At 61.3% G+C, this 20,794-nt stretch carries 17 protein-coding genes; 6 read left to right on the top strand and 11 right to left on the bottom strand.

All coding sequences use genetic code 11. The annotated features are described in order from the left end of the window. Positions 1 to 24: 24 nt before the first annotated feature. From tldD to mreB, 8 genes are all read right to left on the bottom strand, one after another. Positions 25 to 1,467 (bottom strand): metalloprotease TldD, encoded by a 1,443-nt coding sequence (tldD, locus tag U367_RS0123775; protein ID WP_010213129.1) that lies wholly within the window; start codon positions 1,465 to 1,467, stop codon positions 25 to 27. 16 nt (positions 1,468 to 1,483) lie between these two features. After that, positions 1,484 to 2,332 carry a carbon-nitrogen hydrolase family protein gene (locus U367_RS0123770; RefSeq protein ID WP_028618849.1) on the bottom strand — a complete coding sequence of 283 codons (849 nt, stop codon included), beginning with the start codon at positions 2,330 to 2,332 and terminating at the stop codon, positions 1,484 to 1,486. 48 nt (positions 2,333 to 2,380) lie between these two features. Then, complete coding sequence (locus U367_RS0123765) at positions 2,381 to 6,196, bottom strand: YhdP family protein (RefSeq protein ID WP_028618848.1); 3,816 nt, start codon at positions 6,194 to 6,196, stop codon at positions 2,381 to 2,383. Between the two features lie 76 nt (positions 6,197 to 6,272). Further along, positions 6,273 to 7,730, bottom strand: coding sequence for a ribonuclease G (gene rng, locus U367_RS0123760; RefSeq protein ID WP_010213134.1), 1,458 nt, complete (start codon positions 7,728 to 7,730; stop codon positions 6,273 to 6,275). A 70-nt stretch (positions 7,731 to 7,800) separates the two neighbouring features. Further along, complete coding sequence (locus tag U367_RS0123755; RefSeq protein WP_028618847.1) at positions 7,801 to 8,397, bottom strand: Maf family protein; 597 nt, start codon at positions 8,395 to 8,397, stop codon at positions 7,801 to 7,803. 50 nt (positions 8,398 to 8,447) lie between these two features. After that, entirely contained in the window at positions 8,448 to 8,936 is a 489-nt protein-coding gene (gene mreD, locus U367_RS0123750) for a rod shape-determining protein MreD (protein ID WP_016976217.1), read from the bottom strand. Continuing rightward, the gene (gene mreC, locus U367_RS0123745; RefSeq protein WP_073860064.1) at positions 8,936 to 10,036 is read right to left on the bottom strand and encodes a rod shape-determining protein MreC; all 1,101 of its coding nucleotides are present in this window, start codon (positions 10,034 to 10,036) and stop codon (positions 8,936 to 8,938) included. Before mreC ends, mreD begins: the two co-directional genes overlap by 1 nt. A 140-nt stretch (positions 10,037 to 10,176) precedes the next feature. After that, positions 10,177 to 11,214 carry a rod shape-determining protein MreB gene (mreB, locus tag U367_RS0123740; RefSeq protein ID WP_002555108.1) on the bottom strand — a complete coding sequence of 346 codons (1,038 nt, stop codon included), beginning with the start codon at positions 11,212 to 11,214 and terminating at the stop codon, positions 10,177 to 10,179. A gap of 210 nt (positions 11,215 to 11,424) precedes the next feature. On the opposite strand from mreB, the gene gatC reads away from it, so the two are divergent. The 6 genes from gatC (at position 11,425) to U367_RS0123710 (ending at position 16,631) form a co-directional block, all read left to right on the top strand. Then, positions 11,425 to 11,712, top strand: coding sequence for an Asp-tRNA(Asn)/Glu-tRNA(Gln) amidotransferase subunit GatC (gene gatC, locus U367_RS0123735; RefSeq protein WP_010213142.1), 288 nt, complete (start codon positions 11,425 to 11,427; stop codon positions 11,710 to 11,712). Positions 11,713 to 11,728: 16 nt separating this feature from the next. Continuing rightward, positions 11,729 to 13,180 (top strand): Asp-tRNA(Asn)/Glu-tRNA(Gln) amidotransferase subunit GatA, encoded by a 1,452-nt coding sequence (gene gatA / locus U367_RS0123730; protein WP_028618845.1) that lies wholly within the window; start codon positions 11,729 to 11,731, stop codon positions 13,178 to 13,180. Between the two features lie 10 nt (positions 13,181 to 13,190). Beyond that, complete coding sequence (gene gatB, locus U367_RS0123725) at positions 13,191 to 14,636, top strand: Asp-tRNA(Asn)/Glu-tRNA(Gln) amidotransferase subunit GatB (protein ID WP_028618844.1); 1,446 nt, start codon at positions 13,191 to 13,193, stop codon at positions 14,634 to 14,636. A gap of 144 nt (positions 14,637 to 14,780) precedes the next feature. Further along, on the top strand, positions 14,781 to 15,152 hold the full coding sequence (locus U367_RS0123720) for a septal ring lytic transglycosylase RlpA family protein (RefSeq protein WP_028618843.1): 372 nt from the start codon (positions 14,781 to 14,783) through the stop codon (positions 15,150 to 15,152). 58 nt (positions 15,153 to 15,210) lie between these two features. Next, entirely contained in the window at positions 15,211 to 16,257 is a 1,047-nt protein-coding gene (locus tag U367_RS0123715) for a calcium/sodium antiporter (protein ID WP_028618842.1), read from the top strand. Then, positions 16,254 to 16,631 (top strand): carboxymuconolactone decarboxylase family protein, encoded by a 378-nt coding sequence (locus U367_RS0123710; protein WP_028618841.1) that lies wholly within the window; start codon positions 16,254 to 16,256, stop codon positions 16,629 to 16,631. Before U367_RS0123715 ends, U367_RS0123710 begins: the two co-directional genes overlap by 4 nt. 43 nt (positions 16,632 to 16,674) lie before the next feature. On the opposite strand, the gene U367_RS0123705 is transcribed toward U367_RS0123710, so the two are convergent. The 3 genes from U367_RS0123705 to U367_RS0123695 all read right to left on the bottom strand — a co-directional run bounded on the left by U367_RS0123705 (position 16,675) and on the right by U367_RS0123695 (position 20,697). Beyond that, complete coding sequence (locus U367_RS0123705; protein ID WP_028618840.1) at positions 16,675 to 17,616, bottom strand: AEC family transporter; 942 nt, start codon at positions 17,614 to 17,616, stop codon at positions 16,675 to 16,677. A 151-nt stretch (positions 17,617 to 17,767) separates the two neighbouring features. Then, positions 17,768 to 19,321, bottom strand: coding sequence for a galactarate dehydratase (gene garD / locus U367_RS0123700; protein WP_028618839.1), 1,554 nt, complete (start codon positions 19,319 to 19,321; stop codon positions 17,768 to 17,770). Positions 19,322 to 19,332: 11 nt separating this feature from the next. Beyond that, the gene (locus tag U367_RS0123695; RefSeq protein ID WP_028618838.1) at positions 19,333 to 20,697 is read right to left on the bottom strand and encodes an MFS transporter; all 1,365 of its coding nucleotides are present in this window, start codon (positions 20,695 to 20,697) and stop codon (positions 19,333 to 19,335) included. Positions 20,698 to 20,794: the final 97 nt, after the last annotated feature.

The following is a 20,794-nucleotide window of genomic DNA, read 5'->3' as shown; positions in this document are numbered from 1 at the left end:
TCGCCACCCGAAGCTCCGTCTTTCTTACGACCCCGTGCCACCCACGGTGATCGCATCAATCTTCAGCGTTGGCTGGCCGACACCCACCGGCACTGACTGTCCGTCTTTCCCGCAGGTACCCACGCCGCTGTCCAGCGACAGGTCGTTGCCGACCATCGACACCTTGCTCATGGCTTCCGGACCGTTACCGATCAATGTCGCACCTTTGACCGGTGCAGTGATCTTGCCGTCTTCGATCAGGTAAGCCTCGCTGGTGGAGAACACGAACTTGCCGCTGGTGATATCCACCTGGCCGCCACCGAGGTTGGCGCAGTAGATGCCACGCTTCACCGAAGCGATGATCTCGGCCGGGTCGCTTTCGCCACCGAGCATGTAGGTGTTGGTCATGCGCGGCATCGGCAGGTGCGCGTAGGATTCGCGACGGCCGTTGCCCGTACGCGCCACGCCCATCAGGCGAGCGTTGAGCTTGTCTTGCATGTAGCCCTTGAGCACACCGTTTTCGATCAGGGTGGTGCACTCGGTTGGGGTGCCTTCGTCGTCGACGCTCAGCGAGCCACGACGCCCGGCCAGGGTGCCGTCATCGACGATGGTGCAGAGTTTGGACGCCACCATTTCACCCATGCGCCCGCTATAGGCCGAACTGCCTTTGCGGTTGAAGTCACCTTCCAGGCCATGACCGACCGCTTCGTGCAGCAGCACGCCGGACCAACCCGAACCCAGCACCACCGGCAAAGTGCCGGCCGGGGCAGGAATGGCTTCAAGGTTGACCAACGCCTGGCGCAGCGCTTCACGTGCATAACCCATGGCACGGTCGTCGGTGAGGAAATAACGGTAGTCGGTACGCCCGCCGCCGCCATGACCACCGCGTTCGCGGCGACCGTTCTGTTCGACGATCACGCTGACGTTGAAACGCACCAGCGGCCGCACATCCGCCGCCAGGCCGCCATCGGTGGACGCCACCAGGATGCGCTCCCACACACCAGCCATGCTCACGGTAACCTGCTGGATACGCGGGTCGAGGGCACGGGTGGCGGCGTCGATACGCTTGAGCAGCTCGACCTTTTCCGCACGGCTGATCACTTCCAGGGGGTTATCCGGCGCGTACAACTGCGCCACGTCCTGGGTGCTGAATGCCTGCACCGTGCCATTTTGCCCGGCCCGGGAGATCGAACGTGCGGCCCGCGCCGCCAGCCCCAAGGCTTCCAGGGTGATCGCGTTGCTGTAGGCAAAACCGGTTTTTTCACCGGACTGCGCACGCACGCCCACACCCTGGTCGAGGTTGAAACTGCCTTCCTTGACGATGCCGTCTTCCAGCGCCCAGGACTCGGAAATCTGCCCTTGGAAATACAGGTCAGCCGCGTCGATGCCCGGCCCGGCCAAGTCGCCGAGTACGGTTTGCAAGCTTTCGATGGTCACGCCACCGGGCGCCAGGAGGTGATCACTGACTGAGGACAACAACTCGCTCATAGGTATGGCCTTAAATTCATCGTTCCGAAGCAGGTCGCTGTGCGCCCTGCGAGAAAAAGCGCCGATGGTTGACCACCGGCATGCGCGTCCGTATCGACGCCTGTTCACTGCTATCGCGTTCGGCCAGCAACACTGCTTCGCCTTGATCCTGTTGTGTCAGCACACGACCCCAAGGGTCGACAATCGCCGCATGACCATAGGTTTCCCGTGGCCCCGGATGCACACCGCCTTGAGCCGCCGCCAGCAGGTAACACTGGGTCTCGATGGCGCGTGCGCGAATCAGCACATCCCAATGCGCCGCGCCGGTCACCGCCGTAAACGCCGAAGGCGCTGTAATCAACTCAGCCCCTGCCGCACGCAATTCGCTGTAGAGCTCGGGGAAGCGCAGGTCGTAACAAACCGTCAGGCCCAACCGACCGACGGGCGTGTCCGCTACCACCACATTGCCTCCGAAAGCATAGTCGTCAGATTCGCGATAACGACCGCGGGCATCGGCGACATCCACATCGAACAGGTGCAGCTTGTCGTAGCGGGCAACGATTTCACCCTGATCATCGACCAGCAACGAGCAGGCATTGGACTTGGCGTTCGGCTGGTCCTTTGGCGGCAGCGGCAAAGTACCAGCCACTATCCATAAGGTGAGGTCGCGGGCGGTCTGTTTCAACCACGGCAGGATCGGGCCTTCGCCCAGAGCTTCGGCGCGACCGATGTCGGCCACGTCGCGGCGGCCCATGGCGGCAAAGTTTTCCGGCAATACCGCCAGCTTCGCCCCACCCGCTGCGGCTTGTTCCAGCAAGCGCCGGGCCTGGGCCAGGTTGGCCAGCACATCGCTCTGGCTGACCATTTGAATTACCGCAAAGGACATGGACCGTCTCTCCTTAATGGGCATGCGGCCATGCTACTCCACAGGCTCTCAGTTTGGTTTTTCAAATGGCTTGTCGAAGGTGATTTTCGGGTCCTTCCACGGGCCTTCGACCTTGTATTGCACGCTGGCAAAGCGCGCAACACGGTCACCGATCAGCTTGTCGATCAGGAACAACGCACCGCCGATCGCGGGCGCGCCTACAATCAGCGCGGCGATCGGCAGGTTATTGGTCACCGGCAGGGTGACCAGCAGCTTGGCGTCGACACGGTCTGCGACCAGGTCCAGGGTGCCGTTGAGTTCCAGGTTAGTCGAAGGCCCGGTCATGGTGATCGGCTCACGGGTCACGAATACCCCGTTGCTCGCCGCCAGCAAGCCCTTCACACGGTCGTAGCTCAAGCCCTTGCCGAGCAAGTCCGAGAAGTCCAGGCGCAGACGGCGCCCAATGGAGTTGAAGTTCAGCAGGCCAAACACCCGCAGCGCCTGTGCCCCGCCTTCCACTTCGACGAACTGGCCATTGCGGAACGCTGCATCCAGGCTGCCGGAGAAACGCTTGGGCCCGACAAAGGCAGGCGAACCGGGCCAGCGACCATCCACATCCAGGTGAAAATCCTGGCTGGTGACGGTGGGCGCATAACCCCAACCCTTGAGTACATCGCCGATATTCTTGCCATCCAAGCGACCCTTGTACCAACTGCTACTGTCGCCAGCCGTCCCTTCCCAACCACCCGCGCCCTTGAGCTGCATGCCTTTGAGGCCGAGGTCGAGGTTATTGAAAGCCAAGCCTTTGGCGGTCGGGCGGATTTTCAGCGACCAGGCACCTATCAGATCCGGGCCCTGGAAAAGCTGATCAATGGCGATATCCAGCGCCGGAATGTCCTTGGGGTCGATGCTCGCCAAGGGGTCCGGTGCGTTTTCATCAGCCTGCACCGTCGGATCCACCGCTGGCAGCTTCACATATTGAAGGTTGACCGCAATCGGTGCGCCCTTGGCGTCCGGCAGGTTGACGGTGCCCTTGGCCTGCTGACTGTCGAATTGCAGGCCCCACGCCGCAGGCTTGCGGTCCAGCTGTAGATTGACCTGATCAAACTGGGTGCCAAAACCGGACAGCTTACCCACCTTGAAGTCAGCGCCGCTGAGCAACTGCTTGGCGCTGCCGCCCGGATCGTTGCCCGCGTAGCGGTCAACCAGTTTCTTCCACGGGTCAATATCGAGTTCAGACAGCACGCCACGTATGCGCAAGCCCTTGGCCCCTGGCAACACAGCATCGCCATCCCCGAGGAATAGCTCACCGCGCCCCTCATTGAATTTGTCCGGCGGCGCAGCGAAGGTGAAGTTGGCCAGCTCACCGTAGTCGAACCAATAACGCCGCTCGGCCCCCTGCAAGGTCATGCGGAACACACTGTCACGCCCCTGGCTGGCGGGCATGCCGAACGGTGCCGGCAGGTCCACGGCAACGCCCTTCAGGTTGGAGCTGACCATCAGTTGGCTATCGGCACCGTCCAGGGTCAGTTGCAACTGGTAGGGAATATCGCCGGACACCGGCAAAGGTTGGCTGACTTTCAACCAGTCCGTCAGCCGCTTGACCGTCACCTGGCCCTTGGCAGACACACGCGTACTGATATTGCCCGGCTTGCCATCGGCAACGATCTGCGCCGTGATCGGCCGGTCAAACGCCTGGGCCGTGATGTTCTGGCCACTGAGGCCTTTGGCGCTGTCGAAGCGGAAATCGCCCTTGAGCTGGGTCAGGTCCAGGGTCGGTTCGGCCAATTGCAGCCGTGCCTTGTCCGTCTTGAAGTCCACCACAATCTTCGGCTCGGTGCCTTTCGCCAACGGTACATCCAGGTCAAGGCTGCCTTGCAGGTCGCCCTCACCCTTCCACCCGGCAAAGGTCGATGCGGTGCCGATCGGCGCTTCCTGGAGGATTTTCAAACCGTCGCCCAAACCACCGGCAAACCCGCCGGTCAGCAACAGATGACTGTCCTTGCCCGCCGGCGCGTGGGGGATATTGACGTAGACGTCCTTGACCTTGGTGTCGAGCAACTGGCCCTTGCTGGCCAGGATGCGTACGCCGCTTTCCTCGACAAACACTTCGCCATTGACCTTGCTCACATGCGGCCAGCCCGGCTGGAACGCGAGTTCGGCATCATGCACCTTGAAGAACAGGCTGATGTTGCGTGAGGCCGGCAGCGCGTCGTGGTTCAGCGAACCCTGATACTGGAAAAAGCCCTGGTCCACCGCGCCCTTGAGAATCGCCGTACGCAGCCACTCATCCAACGCCGGGCTCAACACCGCCGGCAGGTATTTGGGGGTGAAGCGCCCATCGCCATCGACCATGCCGACCCGCAGGTCCATATAGTCTTCCTGGCTGTGGTCGAAATGCAGGCGAATCAGGAAATCAGCGGCGACATTGCCCTCTTCACCCAGCACCTTGATGTACGGGGCGATCAGGGTGAAGCCTTCCTTGTCGAGCTTCCACGTCAGGCGAGCATTGGCCTGGATGTACTGCCACGGCTTGGCAAAGATCGGATCGAGGTGCAGGGAAAAGTCTTTGCTGTCCATGCGCAACTCGCCATGGCCCAGGTCACCGCTGATACTGCCGGACACGTTCCGCGCGGCCGGTGCGCCAAAGTAGGCATCAAAACCGATGCGTTCGAGGTTGGCGGCGAAGCTGACTTTTTGATCCGTCGTATCTTGAGGACGGAAATCCACCAGCACATTACGCAGCAGGCCCGTGGCCTTGAGGTGCTGAATGGTCTTGGCGAAACCCTCCGGCAGCGGCGCCAAGGCATTGAGCAGCGGCGTGATCGGCGTGAGGTCCAGGCGGTCGGCCTGGAGCTTCCAGACCTCCTGATCCTTGTCGGTGGCCAGGGTTTGCTGAAGTTGCAGGCGCGATTCCCAGCGGGTTTCCCCCAGATTCATCGCCAGCGAGTCGAACAGCACCTTGAGACCGCTATCGCTGCGTTGCAGGTAGGCGGTGAGGGCCAGGTTCTCGATATGCACAGGTTTGCGGTCGGCGTAGCTGCCTTTTACCTGCGGCGAGTTGAGGCGCACCACCGCGCTTTGCACGGTGCCTTTGGCCCAAGTCAGCCAGAGTTCACCGCCAGCTTTGAATTGGGTGAGCTTCCATTGCTGGGTCAGCTTGGCCGGGATCCACTTGGCCCAGTCGCTTTGCGGCAGGCTCACGTACGCCTGGACTTCGCCGTCCTTCCACTGACTGGCGCGGATACGCGTGCGCAGGCTCACCGCCAAGGGTTGGCCGTCGGGCAGCGTCAAGCGTGCATCCAGGCGTTGGCGCGTGATGCCGGTGTGCAGGCTCAGGCCGACATACGTCAGGGTCACCGGCGCTTGGTCAAACGGCTGCAAGGTCACCTGGCTGTCCAGCAACGACACGCGCTTGACCTTTTGCATGTTCTTGAGCAACTGCTCAGGGTCCACGGGCTGGTCGTTCTGCACTGGCAAGCCCTGCAAGGCCCATTTGCCGTCCTTGTCTTCCTTGACGCTAAGCTGCAAGCCACTGACTTGCAGGTGCGCAATGCGCACTTCTCGGGCCATCAGGCTGGCCCACATATCCGGCACCACTTCGACCTGGTCCAGGCGAAGGGCACTGCTGCCCTCGCCCACCATCACATCATGGGCCAGCAATACCGGCGCGAAGCCGCTCCAGCGGCCTTCCAGGCTGCCGATATGCAGGGGCATGTCCACAGCAGCCTGGGCCTTGGCCTCGACTTCTGCACGGTACTCGGCCACCAGCGGCGTCAACTCACGACCCAGGCTCACATACACCGCCGCCAGCACCAGCAGCAAGGCACAGAGGCCCAGGCCCCAACGGGTCAAAGCGGCAAAAAAGCGTATCAGACGCTCCATGTCAGGCGACCCTCAAGGCGGTAGTCGGACGGCAGATCAAGGCCTGCTCGTCCCATAAAAGGAAAACGATTGGGGATCAGAGCAGCACCACGTCGTATTGTTCCTGGGAATACATGGTTTCGACCTGGAAGCGTATCGTGCGCCCGATAAACCCCTCCAGCTCGGCAACGTTACCGGATTCTTCGTCCAGCAGCCGATCGACCACTTTCTGGTTGGCGAGCACTCTGTAACCTTCGGCCTGGTAGGCTCGCGCTTCTCGCAGGATTTCGCGGAAAATCTCGTAGCAAACGGTTTCCGGGGTCTTCAATTTACCGCGGCCCTGGCAACTGCTGCACGGCTCGCACAGCACTTGCTCCAGGCTTTCGCGGGTGCGCTTGCGCGTCATTTGCACCAGGCCCAGCTCGGTGATGCCGATGATGTTGGTCTTGGCGTGATCGCGTTCCAGCTGTTTCTCCAGGGTACGCAGCACCTGGCGCTGGTGTTCTTCATCTTCCATGTCGATGAAGTCGATGATGATGATGCCGCCCAGGTTACGCAGGCGCAGTTGGCGCGCGATCGCGGTGGCCGCTTCGAGGTTGGTCTTGAAGATGGTTTCTTCGAGGTTGCGATGGCCCACGAACGCGCCGGTGTTGACATCGATGGTGGTCATGGCTTCCGCCGGGTCCACCACCAGGTAGCCACCGGACTTGAGCGGCACCTTGCGTTCCAAGGCTTTCTGGATTTCGTCTTCAACGCCATACAGGTCGAAGATCGGCCGCTCGCCAGGATAGTGTTCCAGGCGGTCGGCAATTTCAGGCATCAGCTCGGCAACAAATTGCGTGGTGCGTTGGAATGTTTCCCGCGAGTCGATGCGAATTTTCTCAATCTTCGGACTGACCAGGTCGCGCAGCGTACGCAGGGCCAGGCCGAGGTCTTCGTAGATCACGCTGGGCGCGCCGATGGTTTTGATCTGGGCACCGATCTGGTCCCACAGGCGCCGCAGGTAGCGGATGTCCATAAGGATCTCATCGGCGCCGGCGCCTTCGGCGGCGGTGCGCAGGATGAAGCCGCCCGCTTCCTTGATGCCTTCGGCCGCCACGCAGTCGCTGACCACCTTTTTCAGGCGCTCGCGCTCGGCTTCGTCTTCGATCTTCAGGGAAATGCCGACATGGGCGGTGCGCGGCATGTACACCAGGTAACGCGACGGAATCGATAATTGAGTGGTCAGGCGCGCGCCTTTGGAGCCGATGGGGTCCTTGGTGACTTGCACCACCAGGCTCTGCCCTTCGTGCACCAGGGCACTGATGCTTTCTACCGCTGGCCCTTCGCGCAGGGAAATTTCCGAAGCATGGATAAACGCGGCACGGTCCAGGCCGATGTCGACGAATGCCGCCTGCATCCCCGGCAAAACCCGCACCACCTTGCCTTTGTAGATATTGCCGACGATCCCGCGCTTCTGGGTGCGCTCAACGTGCACTTCTTGCAGAACACCGTTCTCTACCACCGCCACGCGCGATTCCATCGGCGTGATATTGATCAGAATCTCTTCACTCATGGCTGGGTCTCGTTCAGGCGTTTTCACAATAGTGACCGATCGCTTAAGGCTGGGCGCTGGAATACGGCGTTCAGCGCGCGGTAAGGTTTTGCCAACAGGGTATGCCGAATTGGCCGAGCAGTTGCGCGGTTTCGCACACCGGCAGGCCTACCACGGCGGAATAACTGCCATTGAGCCCGGCGACAAAGACCGAGCCCAACCCTTGGATAGCATAGCCGCCCGCCTTGTCTTGGGGTTCGCCGCTGTGCCAGTAGGTGGTCGCTTCCTCGACGGAAATCCCGCGAAACCGTACACGACTGCTTACACAAACAGTCTCACAGCGTTGGCCGTCGGTGAGGGCAATGGCGGTCAGCACTTCATGCTCACGCCCCGCCAGCGCCATCAACATTGCCAGGGCATCGGCCTGATCCACGGGCTTGCCGAGGATTTTGCCATCGACGATCACGGCGGTATCGGCACCCAGCACACAGGCACCGGAGCTATTCTCGAGCGCAGCGAAACCCGCCGCTGCCTTGCCGCGCGCAAGGCGCTCGACGTAGGAAACGGCGGATTCATTTGTAAGAGGGGTTTCATCAATAGCCGCGCTGACCACGGTGTAAGGCACACCGATCTGCGTCAGCAATTCACGCCGCCTCGGGGAGCCCGAGGCCAGGTAAAGCGAATTCATGCAGACTCTCCCTGTAGGGTTCGATAACCAGGCAGAGCCTCGCAATCCATTCAATTGATTTTATAGCGACGACGCAACCCACGCAGACCGAAGCTGATCCATGGCCACAGCAAGGCACTGACCAGGGCCGGTAGCACCAGCGCCAGGGTTGGCTGACGGTTACCGGTCAAGGCGCTCAGCCACAGCTGAACCAGCTGTGCCAGGCCGAAGATCACCAGGATCACCAAGCACTGCTGCCACATGGGGAACATCCGCAGGCGCTGCTGCAACGACAGCACCAGGAAAGTGATCAGGGTCAGGATCAACGCATTCTGACCCAGCAAGGTGCCATAGAGCACATCCTCCGCCAAGCCCAGGAACATCGCCGTGACCATGCCGACTTTATGCGGCAGGTTCAGCGACCAGAAGGCCAGCAACAGCGCCAGCCAAAGCGGGCGCAGAATTTCCATGAACTGCGGCAAGGGCGAAACGCTCAGCAGCATACCGATAGCAAAGGTCAGCCAGACGATCCAGCCGTTGCGCGAATGAGTACTGGCCATTATTCCTCCCTCTGCCGCGTCGTTGCCGGGACAGTCGCCGGAGGCTTGGCAGCCGGGGTCGCGGCCGGTGGTTTAGTCACGGTTGGCTTGACGGGACGCGTGTTGTGAGCGGCCGGCTTGACCGGAGTGGCCACAGACGCTGCCGGAGCCGCCGTCGGTGCCGGTGGTCCTACGAATGCCGGCTTGGGCACAGTCGCCGGAACGATCGGCGCTGTACCGTTTTGCTTGTCTTCCGCTTCCTGGGCCTGAGCGGCGTCGTTGGCGCGCTCTTCCGGCGTACGGTTGTCGCTGAACACCAGCAGCAAGTACCGGCTGCGGTTCAGGGCGGCAGTCGGCACCGCACGCACAATGGCGAACGGCTGGCCGGAATCGTGGATCACTTCCTTCACCGTCGCCACCGGGTAACCCGCCGGGAAACGCTGACCCAGGCCAGAGCTGACCAGCAGGTCGCCTTCCTTGATGTCAGCGGTGTCCGCCACGTGGCGCAACTCCAGGCGTTCCGGGTTACCAGTGCCGCTGGCAATCGCCCGCAAGCCGTTGCGGTTCACCTGCACCGGAATGCTGTGGGTGGTGTCCGTCAGCAACAAGACCCGCGAGGTGTAGGGCATCAGCTCAACCACCTGGCCCATCAGGCCACGGGCGTCGAGCACCGGCTGGCCCAAGACCACACCGTCGCGCTCACCCTTGTTGATGATGATGCGATGGGTGAAGGGGTTGGGGTCCATGCCGATCAGCTCGGCCACTTCGACCTTTTCGTTGACCAGCGCGGAAGAATTGAGCAACTCGCGCAGCCGAACGTTCTGCTCGGTGAGGGCCGCGAGCTTTTGCATGCGCCCCTGCAACAGCAGGTTTTCGGTCTTGAGTTTTTCGTTTTCGGCGACCAGTTCGGTGCGGCTGCCAAATTGGCTGGCCACGCCCTGGTACAGACGTTGCGGCAGGTCGGTGATCCAGTAAGTCTGCATCAACACCAGCGACATTTGGCTGCGCACGGGCTTGAGCAGTGCAAAGCGGGCATCGACCACCATCAGCGCGACCGAAAGCACGACCAGCACCAACAGGCGCACGCCCAATGAGGGGCCTTTGGCGAAAAGCGGTTTAATAAGCCGCTCCTCCCAGGCAAATGTTCTCTTTATTCATACGGCATCTAACCGGCCTGGATGCAGATTGAAGAAGATAAACGCCAACAGGCAGCACTGCAAAGTGCTGCCTGCGGGCGAAACATGGGCTAACCAGCAATGACTTATTCGCTGGAGAGCAGGTCCATGGTGTGTTTATCCATCATTTCCAGTGCACGACCACCGCCACGGGCAACGCAGGTCAGCGGGTCTTCGGCGACGATCACCGGCAGGCCAGTCTCTTGGGCCAGCAGCTTGTCGAGGTCACGCAGCAAGGCGCCACCGCCGGTCAGCACCAGGCCACGCTCGGCGATGTCGGAAGCCAGTTCCGGCGGCGATTGCTCCAGCGCGCTTTTCACCGCCTGAACGATGGTGGCCAGGGACTCTTGCAGAGCTTCCAGCACTTCATTGGAGTTCAGGGTGAAAGCACGTGGAACGCCTTCGGCCAGGTTGCGACCGCGCACATCGACTTCGCGCACTTCGCCGCCTGGGTAGGCGGTGCCGATTTCCTGCTTGATGCGCTCAGCGGTGGACTCACCGATCAGGCTGCCATAGTTACGACGTACATACGTGATGATCGCTTCGTCGAAGCGGTCGCCGCCGACGCGTACGGATTCGGCATACACCACACCGTTCAGGGAGATCAGGGCGATTTCAGTGGTACCACCACCGATATCCACCACCATCGAGCCGCGTGCTTCTTCAACCGGCAGTCCGGCACCGATCGCAGCAGCCATTGGCTCTTCGATCAGGAACACTTCACGGGCACCGGCGCCAAGGGCCGATTCACGGATGGCACGACGCTCAACCTGGGTGGATTTGCACGGAACGCAGATCAGCACACGAGGGCTGGGCTGCAGGAAACTGTTTTCGTGAACTTTGTTGATGAAGTACTGCAGCATCTTCTCGCAGACGCTGAAGTCGGCGATCACGCCATCTTTCATCGGACGAATGGCGGCAATATTGCCGGGTGTACGGCCAAGCATGCGCTTGGCCTCGGTGCCGACGGCAACGACACTTTTCTGGTTACCGTGCGTCCGAATAGCCACAACCGATGGCTCATTCAGGACGATACCGCGCTCGCGCACGTAAATAAGGGTGTTGGCAGTGCCCAGGTCAATGGAAAGATCGCTGGAAAACATGCCACGCAGTTTCTTGAACATGGGAAAGGGACCCTAGGCAACGCGTGGGTAAAAAAGTGCGGCAAACTCTAACAACGACAGGGATTTTGGGCAAGGCGCCAATGTGCTAAATTGGCCGACTTTCTGTGCACCTAACCCCACAATCGCGGCCGTAAGACCGTAGAAATGCGGTAGTGTTCCGACAATCTAACACACGGACAGCCTCCGTTCTGTTTTCCACTGGAGATTCCCATGACGCTTGAACGCTCCGACGTGGAAAAAATCGCGCACCTGGCCTCGCTTGGCCTCAATGATGCCGATCTTCCACAGACCACCGCAGCCCTGAACAGCATTCTCGGGCTGGTCGACCAAATGCAGGCCGTGAATACCGACGGTATCGAGCCCCTGGCTCACCCGCTGGAAGCCAGCCAGCGCCTGCGCGCAGACGTCGTGACCGAGAGTAATAATCGCGAGGCCTACCAGTCCATCGCACCAGCGGTCGAAAACGGCCTGTACCTGGTTCCGAAAGTCATCGACTAAAGGGAAAGAGCCTGCAATGCATCACATGACTCTGGCCGAGATCGCTCGCGGTCTCGCCGACAAAAAGTTTTCTTCCGAAGAGCTGACCAAGACCCTGCTGGCGCGCATCGCCGAGCACGATCCAAAGGTCAACAGCTTCATCAGCCTCACCGAAGAGCTGGCCCTGAGCCAGGCCAAGGCCGCCGACGCACGTCGCGCCAACGGTGAAAATGGCGCACTGCTGGGCGCTCCAATCGCCCACAAGGACCTGTTCTGCACCCAGGGCATTCGCACCAGTTGCGGCTCGAAGATGCTCGACAACTTCAAAGCACCCTATGACGCCACCGTGGTGTCCAAGCTGGCTGCCGCCGGGGCCGTGACCCTGGGCAAGACCAACATGGACGAATTCGCCATGGGGTCGGCCAACGAGTCGAGCTACTACGGCGCGGTGAAAAACCCGTGGAACCTGGAGCACGTGCCCGGCGGTTCGTCTGGCGGTTCGGCCGCCGCAGTTGCCGCACGCTTCCTGCCTGCCGCTACAGCCACCGATACCGGCGGCTCGATCCGCCAGCCTGCGGCCTTCACCAACCTCACCGGCCTGAAGCCGACCTACGGTCGCGTTTCCCGTTGGGGCATGATCGCTTACGCCTCCAGTCTCGATCAGGGCGGCCCTCTGGCGCGCACCGCTGAGGACTGCGCAATTTTGTTACAAGGCATGGCAGGCTTCGACAAACAGGACTCCACCAGCATCGACGAGCCCGTGCCGGACTACAGCGCCAGCCTGAACACCTCGCTCAAGGGCCTGCGCATCGGCGTGCCGAAGGAATACTTCAGCGCCGGCCTCGACCCGCGCATTGCCGAGTTGGTGCACAACAGCGTCAAGACGCTGGAAGGCCTCGGCGCGGTGATCAAGGAAATCAGCCTGCCGAACAACCAGCACGCGATTCCGGCGTACTACGTGATCGCACCGGCAGAGGCTTCCTCCAACCTGTCGCGTTTCGACGGCGTGCGCTTCGGCTACCGCTGCGAAAACCCGAAAGACCTCACCGACCTGTACAAACGCTCCCGTGGCGAAGGTTTCGGCGCCGAAGTTCAGCGCCGGATCATGGTCGGTGCCTACGCCCTGTCGGCCGGTTACTACGACGCCTACTACCTCAAGGCGCAGAAAATCCGTCGCTTGGTGAAGAACGACTTCATGGCCGCCTTTGAACAGGTCGACGTGATCCTCGGCCCAACCACGCCGAACCCGGCCTGGAAGCTCGGCGCCAAGAACGGCGACCCGGTGGCTGCGTACCTCGAAGACCTGTACACCATCACCGCCAACCTCGCGGGCCTGCCGGGCTTGTCCATGCCTGCCGGTTTCGTCGATGGCCTGCCGGTCGGCGTGCAACTGCTCGCCCCGTATTTCCAGGAAGGCCGCCTGCTCAATGTGGCGCACCAGTACCAGTTGAACACCGACTGGCACACTCGCACCCCTACCGGCTTCTGAGGAGAACACTATGCAATGGGAAGTTGTGATCGGGCTGGAGATTCATACCCAGCTCGCCACCCAATCGAAGATTTTCTCCGGTAGCGCCACCACGTTCGGCTCCGAGCCGAACACGCAGGCCAGCCTAGTCGACCTGGGCATGCCCGGCGTACTGCCAGTGCTGAACCAGGAAGCGGTGCGCATGGCGGTGATGTTCGGCCTGGCGATTGACGCCGAGATCGGCCAGCACAACGTGTTCGCGCGCAAGAACTACTTCTACCCTGACCTGCCCAAGGGCTACCAGATCAGCCAGATGGAACTGCCGATCGTTGGCAAAGGCCACCTGGACATCCCCCTGGAAGACGGCACCATCAAGCGCGTCGGCGTCACCCGCGCGCACCTGGAAGAAGATGCCGGCAAGAGCCTGCACGAAGAATTCCCGGGCGCGACCGGTATCGACCTGAACCGTGCCGGCACGCCGCTGCTGGAGATCGTTTCCGAGCCGGACATGCGCAGCGCCAAGGAAGCCGTGGCCTACGTCAAGACCATCCACGCACTGGTGCGCTACCTGGGCATCTGCGACGGCAACATGGCAGAAGGTTCGCTGCGTTGCGACTGCAACGTGTCGATCCGTCCCAAGGGCCAAGTCGAGTTCGGCACCCGCTGCGAGATCAAGAACGTCAACTCGTTCCGCTTCATCGAGAAGGCGATCAACAGCGAAGTGCGTCGCCAGATCGAGCTGATCGAAGACGGCGGCAAGGTCATCCAGCAGACCCGCCTGTACGACCCGAACAAAGACGAAACCCGCGCCATGCGCAGCAAAGAGGAAGCCAACGACTACCGTTACTTCCCCGACCCGGACCTGTTGCCGGTGGTGCTTGAGGACTCGTTCCTCAATGACATCCGCGCCACCCTGCCGGAGCTGCCGCAGCAGAAACGCGAGCGCTTCCAGGCGCAGTTCGGCCTGTCGGTCTACGATGCCAGCGTCTTGGCCTCCAGCCGTGAACAAGCCAACTACTTCGAAAAAGTCGTGAGCATTGCCGGCGACGCCAAACTGGCGGCCAACTGGGTGATGGTCGAGTTGGGCAGCCTGTTGAACAAGCAAGGCCTGGAGATCGACGAAGCCCCAGTCACTGCCGAGCAATTGGGCGGCATGCTGCTGCGCATCAAGGACAACACCATCTCCGGCAAGATCGCCAAGACCGTGTTCGAAGCCATGGCCGCAGGCGAAGGCAGCGCGGACGAGATCATCGAGAAGCGTGGCCTCAAGCAGGTCACCGACAGCGGCGCGATCTCGGCTGTATTGGATGAAATGCTCGCGGCCAACGCCGAGCAGGTCGAGCAATACCGTGCGGCAGACGAAGCCAAGCGCGGCAAGATGTTCGGCTTCTTTGTGGGCCAGGCGATGAAAGCCTCCAAAGGCAAGGCCAACCCGCAACAGGTGAACGAACTGCTGAAAAGCAAGCTCGAAGGCTGACACGTGCAGGACCCGGCTTCTGTGGGAGCCGGGCTTGCCCGCGATGCAGGCGCCTCGGTGCATCAGTGACACCGAGGTGAAGCCATCGCAGGCAAGCCAGCTCCCACACGAGCCAACTCCAACATTTGTAATGGGACTCCTTGCATGAAGCGTCTACTCGGCCTCCTGGCCTTGTTCTCCCTTTTGACCGGCTGTGCCAGCGGCATCATCAACCCCAACGGCTACGACGAAACCGGCACCGCCTCCTATTACGGCGCCCGGCACCATGGCAAAAAGACCGCCAGCGGTGAACCCTTCAATCAGAACGCCCTGACCGCCGCCCACCGGCAATTGCCGTTCGGCACCCAGGTCAAGGTCACCAATCTCGACAACGACAAATCGGTGGTTGTCCGCATCAATGATCGCGGTCCGCATACCCGTGGGCGCCTGATCGATCTTTCACGCAAGGCGGCCGAGCAGCTGGGTATGATCGGCAGCGGTACCGCACGGGTTCGCGTGCAAGCCTTGAGCAACTGAAGACGGAGCCCTCGCCATTTTCGGATTAACCGCCCTCTCGCCCTGGAGCCTGCTGGAATTGGTCAGCGGCCTGGTGCTGCTGATCATCGGCGCCGAGATCCTGGTGCGCGCCGCCGTGCGCCTGGCCGCGAGCCTCAAGGTGCGTCCGCTGATCATCGGCCTGACGATCGTGGCCTTCGGCAGCAGCGCGCCGCAGATGACTGTCAGCCTGCAAGCCACTCTGGCCGGTAACACCGATATCGCCGTGGGTAGCGTGATCGGCAGCAGCATCTTCAACATCCTGGTGACCCTGGGCCTGTCGGCGCTGATCATTCCGCTGCGGGTTTCGCGCCAACTGGTGCGCCTGGATATTCCGGTGATGATCCTGGCCGCACTGCTGGTGTTCACCCTCGCCGCCAATGAAGAGCTCACACCCATTGACGGCCTGGTGCTGCTGGTTGCCCTGGTCGCCTACCTCGGCATGTTGCACTACCAGACGCGCCACTCCCGTCGCCCACGCACGCTGGACACCGTGGCCCGCGCGCCCTGGCTGAGCAGCGTGTTGCTGATGGTTGGTGGGCTACTGATCCTGGTGCTGGCCGGGCATTTACTGCTGGGTGCCGCAGTGGATGTGGCAGGCGACCTGGGTCTGTCGGAACGTGTGATCGGCCTGACCCTGATCGGCGTGGGCACCTCGCTGCCATGCCTGGCGACCTCGCTGATTGCCGCGCTGCGCGGCGAGCGGGAAATTGCCGTGGGCAACGTGATCGGCAGCAACCTGTTCAACCTGCTCGGCGTGTTGGGGCTGACCGCCCTGCTCGCGCCCTCGCCGCTGTCGGTATCGCCCAATGCCCTGGATTTCGACCTGCCGGTGATGCTCGGCGTAGTCGTGCTGTGCCTGCCGGTGTTCTACACCGGCTACCGCGTGACACGCGCCGAAGGCCTGGTGCTGCTGGGCCTGTACCTGGCGTACGGGCTGCATGTAATGGCGTTCACCACGGGCATGCCCCTGGCCACCAAGCTTGAACAACTGATGCTGTACTACGTCCTGCCAGTGCTGGTGGCTTTTCTGTTGTTCAGCACGCTGCGAGCCTGGCGCCGCCAACACAAGAGGGAATCGCAATGACCGATCAGAAAAAGCCCGGGGTTGATATGCGTCGCCAGGTCATGGGCGATGTGTTCGTCGACCGCGCCTTGGGCAATGCCACCGAGTTCACCCAGCCGCTACAGGATTTCGTCAATGAACATGCCTGGGGCAGTGTGTGGAACCGCGAAGGATTGCCGCTGAAAACCCGCAGCCTGATCACCCTCGCCGCCCTTACCGCGCTCAAATGCCCGCAGGAGCTCAAAGGCCATGTGCGCGGTGCGCTGAACAATGGTTGCACCGTGGAAGAGATCCGCGAGGCGTTGCTGCATTGCGCGGTGTATGCCGGTGTGCCGGCGGCGATTGATGCGTTCCGTGCGGCGCAGGAAGTGATCGATACCTACGAGGCACCGTAGGAGCCGGCTTGCCGGCGATTGGCCCTCACAGACACCACAACCCTCAGATCCAACCTCCTGCCTGCAACACGAAGATCCCGATATTCGTGGTCACCGCCGCCATCAAGGTGGTGATCACGATAATTGCCGCCGCCAGCTCATGATTACCCTCGGCCGCCCTGGCCATCACAAAACTGGCGGCTGCGGTCGGCGCACCGAAATACAGGAACAGAATCCCCAGCTCCGGCCCGCGAAAGCCCAGCAACCACGCGCCTAAGGTCGCCACCACTGGCAGCCAGACCATCTTCATCAAGCTCGCGCTCAGCGCCCTGTTGCCGCTCTTGCGCAACGCTGCCAGGGACAAGGTGCCGCCAATGCAGATCAAGGCCAACGGCAAGGTGGTATCCGCCAGATACTGCATGGATTTTTCCAACCAGCCAGGCAGGCCAATCTGAAAATAAGCGAACGGCGCCGCCACGATCACGCTGATGATCAGCGGGTTGGCCACCACACTTTTGCAAATGCTCCACGGATCGGACTTGATCACCGGGCTGTACACCGCCAACACGATGGTCGACAGGGTGTTGTAGAACAGGATCACCAACGCCGCGAGAATCGCGCCGAGGGAGATGCCGTAATCGCCGTACATGCTGGCGGCCAGCGCCAGGCCGATCACGCCGTTATTGCCGCGAAACGCGCCTTGCGTGTAGATACCCCGGTCTTCACGCGGGCAACTAAAGATTGCCCAACCCCAGGCCAGGGCGAAGCTGAGCAAGGTGGCGACGGCAAAGTAGATCAGAAGGCTTGGCTTGAGCGCCGAGTGCAGGTCGGCATGCAGGATGCCGAGGAACAGCAGCGCCGGCATGGTGACGTTGAACACCAGGGACGAGGCCGTGTGGATGAAGTTGTCGTTGATCCAGTTGATGCGCTTGAGCAACACACCCAGGAACAGCATGGCAAACACCGGCGCAGTGATGGTCAGGGTCGTGAGGAAAATTGCCAGCATGCCGGGGAAAACCTTGGTGAGCGTCGTTAGGTGGCTAATGATAAGCCAGTGTAGGCCGCTTCGTCTGGTCTAGATCCTTGTAGTGAGCGGGCTTGTCGGATCGCCACCCAACGCGGGCGATGCGGCGATCCGACAAGCCCGCTCACCACAGTCAGGTAATGGGCGCCGGGTTGAACAAGGTGATGTCGTTGTGCAGCTTGTGGTGCTCCGCCCACGTCTGCTTCTTGCCGCTGGCCACATCCAGGTAGAAGTGAAACAACTCCCACCCCAATTCCTCGATGCTCGCCCGCCCAGTCGCAATACGCCCAGCGTCGATATCGATCAGGTCCGGCCAACGCTGTGCCAGCTCCGTACGCGTCGACACCTTCACCACTGGCGCCATCGCCAGCCCGTAAGGTGTGCCGCGTCCGGTGGTGAACACATGCAGGTTCATCCCTGCCGCCAGTTGCAACGTGCCGCACACAAAGTCACTGGCCGGGGTTGCGCAAAAGATCAGGCCCTTACTCTTGAAGCGCTCACCCGGACCCAGCACGCCATTGATCGCGCTGCTGCCGGATTTGACGATGGAGCCCAAGGACTTCTCGACAATGTTCGACAAGCCGCCCTTCTTGTTTCCCGGCGTGGTGTTGGCGCTGCGGTCCGCCTCGCCCTTGGCCAGGTAGCGATCGTACCAATCCATTTCCCGGACCAGTTCCTGGGCAACGGCTTCGCTTTCAGCGCGAGAGGTCAGCAGGTAAATCGCATCGCGAACTTCGGTCACTTCGGAAAACATCACCGTCGCCCCAGCCCGCAGCAACAGATCCGAGGCATAGCCCAGCGCCGGGTTGGCGGTGATACCGGAAAACGCATCACTGCCGCCGCACTGCATGCCCAGGATCAACTCCGACGCCGGCACGGTTTCCCGGCGGCGCTGGTCGAGTTTCTTCAGGCGCGTCTCGGCCAATTCCATGATCTGCTCGATCATCTCGGTAAAGCCGTGGCTGGAATCCTGCAGCCGATACAGCCAGGGCTCACTCAGGTCGACCGAGCTGTCGTTGTCGTGCATCACCTGCCCGGCCTGCAGTTTCTCGCAGCCCAGGCTGATCACCAGGGCTTCGCCGCCCAGGTTCGGATTGCGCGCCAGGTTGCGTACCGTGCGGATCGGGATGTAGGCATCGGTCGCAGTGATCGCCACACCACAGCCGTAGCTGTGGGTCAGCGCTACCACGTCGTCAACGTGTGGGTACTTGGGTAGCAATTCGTCCTTGATGCGCTTGACCGCATGGTCCAGTACGCCGGTGACGCACTGCACCGTGGTGGTGATGCCAAGGATATTGCGCGTACCCACAGTGCCATCCGCGTTGCGGTAACCCTCGAAGGTAAACCCTTCCAAGGGCGCCTGGGCCTCAGGCACCTCGGTGGACAGCGGCAAGCTGTCCAACGGCGGCGCGGTGGGCATGCGCAGTTGATCTTCCTGCACCCAACTACCACGCGGAATCGGCGCCAGGGCGTATCCGATGGTCTGGCCATAGCGAATAATCTGGCCGCCCTCGGGGATATCTTCCAGGGTCACCTTGTGACTCTGAGGGATGAAATCCACGGTCACCAGGCCATCCGGGAATTCGGTTCCGGCCGGTACGCCTTGGTCATTGACCACGATCACCACGTTGTCGCGTTCGTGCAAACGAATCGAGCGCGGCGAGTCGGCATGTTCAATCAACTGCATCACACGGCCCCTCAGGAATGCGCTTCGGTTAGGTTGGTCAACTCAGGCCCCTTGGCAGGCGGCTCTTTGAGGACTACACGTTTGATCGGCCCAACGATGACCAGGTAGCTGAACACCGCCACCAGCGCATTGGCGCCGACGAACACCAGGGCCCATTTGAACGAGCCGGTGGTGCTGATGATGTAGCCGATCACAATAGGGGTAGTGATCGACGCGAGGTTACCGAAGGTGTTGAACAAGCCGCCACTGAGGCCGGCGATTTGTTTCGGCGAGGTGTCGGAGACTACCGCCCAGCCCAGTGCGCCAACGCCTTTACCGAAGAAGGCCAAGGCCATGAAGCCCACCACCATCCACTCGATATCCACGTAGTTGCAGGCCACGATACTGCTGGAAATCAGCAGGCCCCCAATGATCGGCGCCTTGCGGGCGAAGGTCAGGGAATGCCCCTTGCGCAGCAGATAATCCGAAATCACCCCGCCTAGCACGCCGCCGATAAACCCGCAGATCGCCGGCAACGAAGCGATGAAACCGGCCTTGAGGATGGTCATGCCACGGTCCTGCACCAGGTACACCGGGAACCAGGTGAGGAAAAAGTAGGTGATACCGTTGATGCAATACTGGCCCAGGTACACGCCGAGCATCATGCGGTTGGTCAGCAACTGGCGGATGTAATCCCACTTCGGACCGTCGGTTTTCTTACCCTTGCCTTTGTCCTGATCCATATCGACCATCGCGCCATTGGCGGCGATGTGATTGAACTCGGCTTCGTTGATCATCGGGTGCTGGCGCGGGCTGTGGATAACTTTCAGCCAGATCAGCGAGAAAATGATGCCGATCACACCCATCACGATAAACACGTGCTGCCAGCCGAAGCTGTAGACAATCCAGCCCATCAGCGGCGCAAACAGCACCGTGGCGAAGTACTGCGCCGAGTTGAAGATCGCTGAAGCCGTACCGCGCTCAGCCGTAGGAAACCACGCCGCGACAATCCGGGCATTTCCGGGAAACGAAGGCGCTTCGGCCAGACCGACCATAAAGCGCAGCATAAACAGCGCCACCACGGCGGTGGAGACACCAAACTCACCGACATAGCCTTGCAGCACGGTGAACAGTGACCAGGTGAAGATGCTCAGCGCATAGACTTTCTTGGAGCCGAACCGGTCCAGCAGCCAGCCACCGGGAATTTGCCCGGCCACGTAGGCCCAACCGAATGCAGAGAAGATGTAACCGAGGGTGACCGCGTCGATGCCGAGGTCTTTTTGCAGGCTGGAGCCTGCGATGGCGATGGTGGCCCGGTCGGCGTAATTGATCGTGGTCACCAGGAACAGCATGAGCAGGATCAAATAGCGGACATGGGTCGGCTTGGTCGCTTGCATGAAGAAGTACTCCCACTAATTATTTTTTTTGCGGGTAATTTTTGTCTGTTGCTCGGCGCCTCTGTAGGAGCTGGCTTGCCAGCGATGGCATCACTGC

Source organism: Pseudomonas canadensis (genome assembly GCF_000503215.1).
GTDB classification, from domain to species: Bacteria; Pseudomonadota; Gammaproteobacteria; order Pseudomonadales; family Pseudomonadaceae; genus Aquipseudomonas; species Aquipseudomonas canadensis.
The sequence above is the reverse complement of the archived record's forward strand: the minus strand, read 5'-3'. Positions and strand labels throughout refer to the sequence as shown.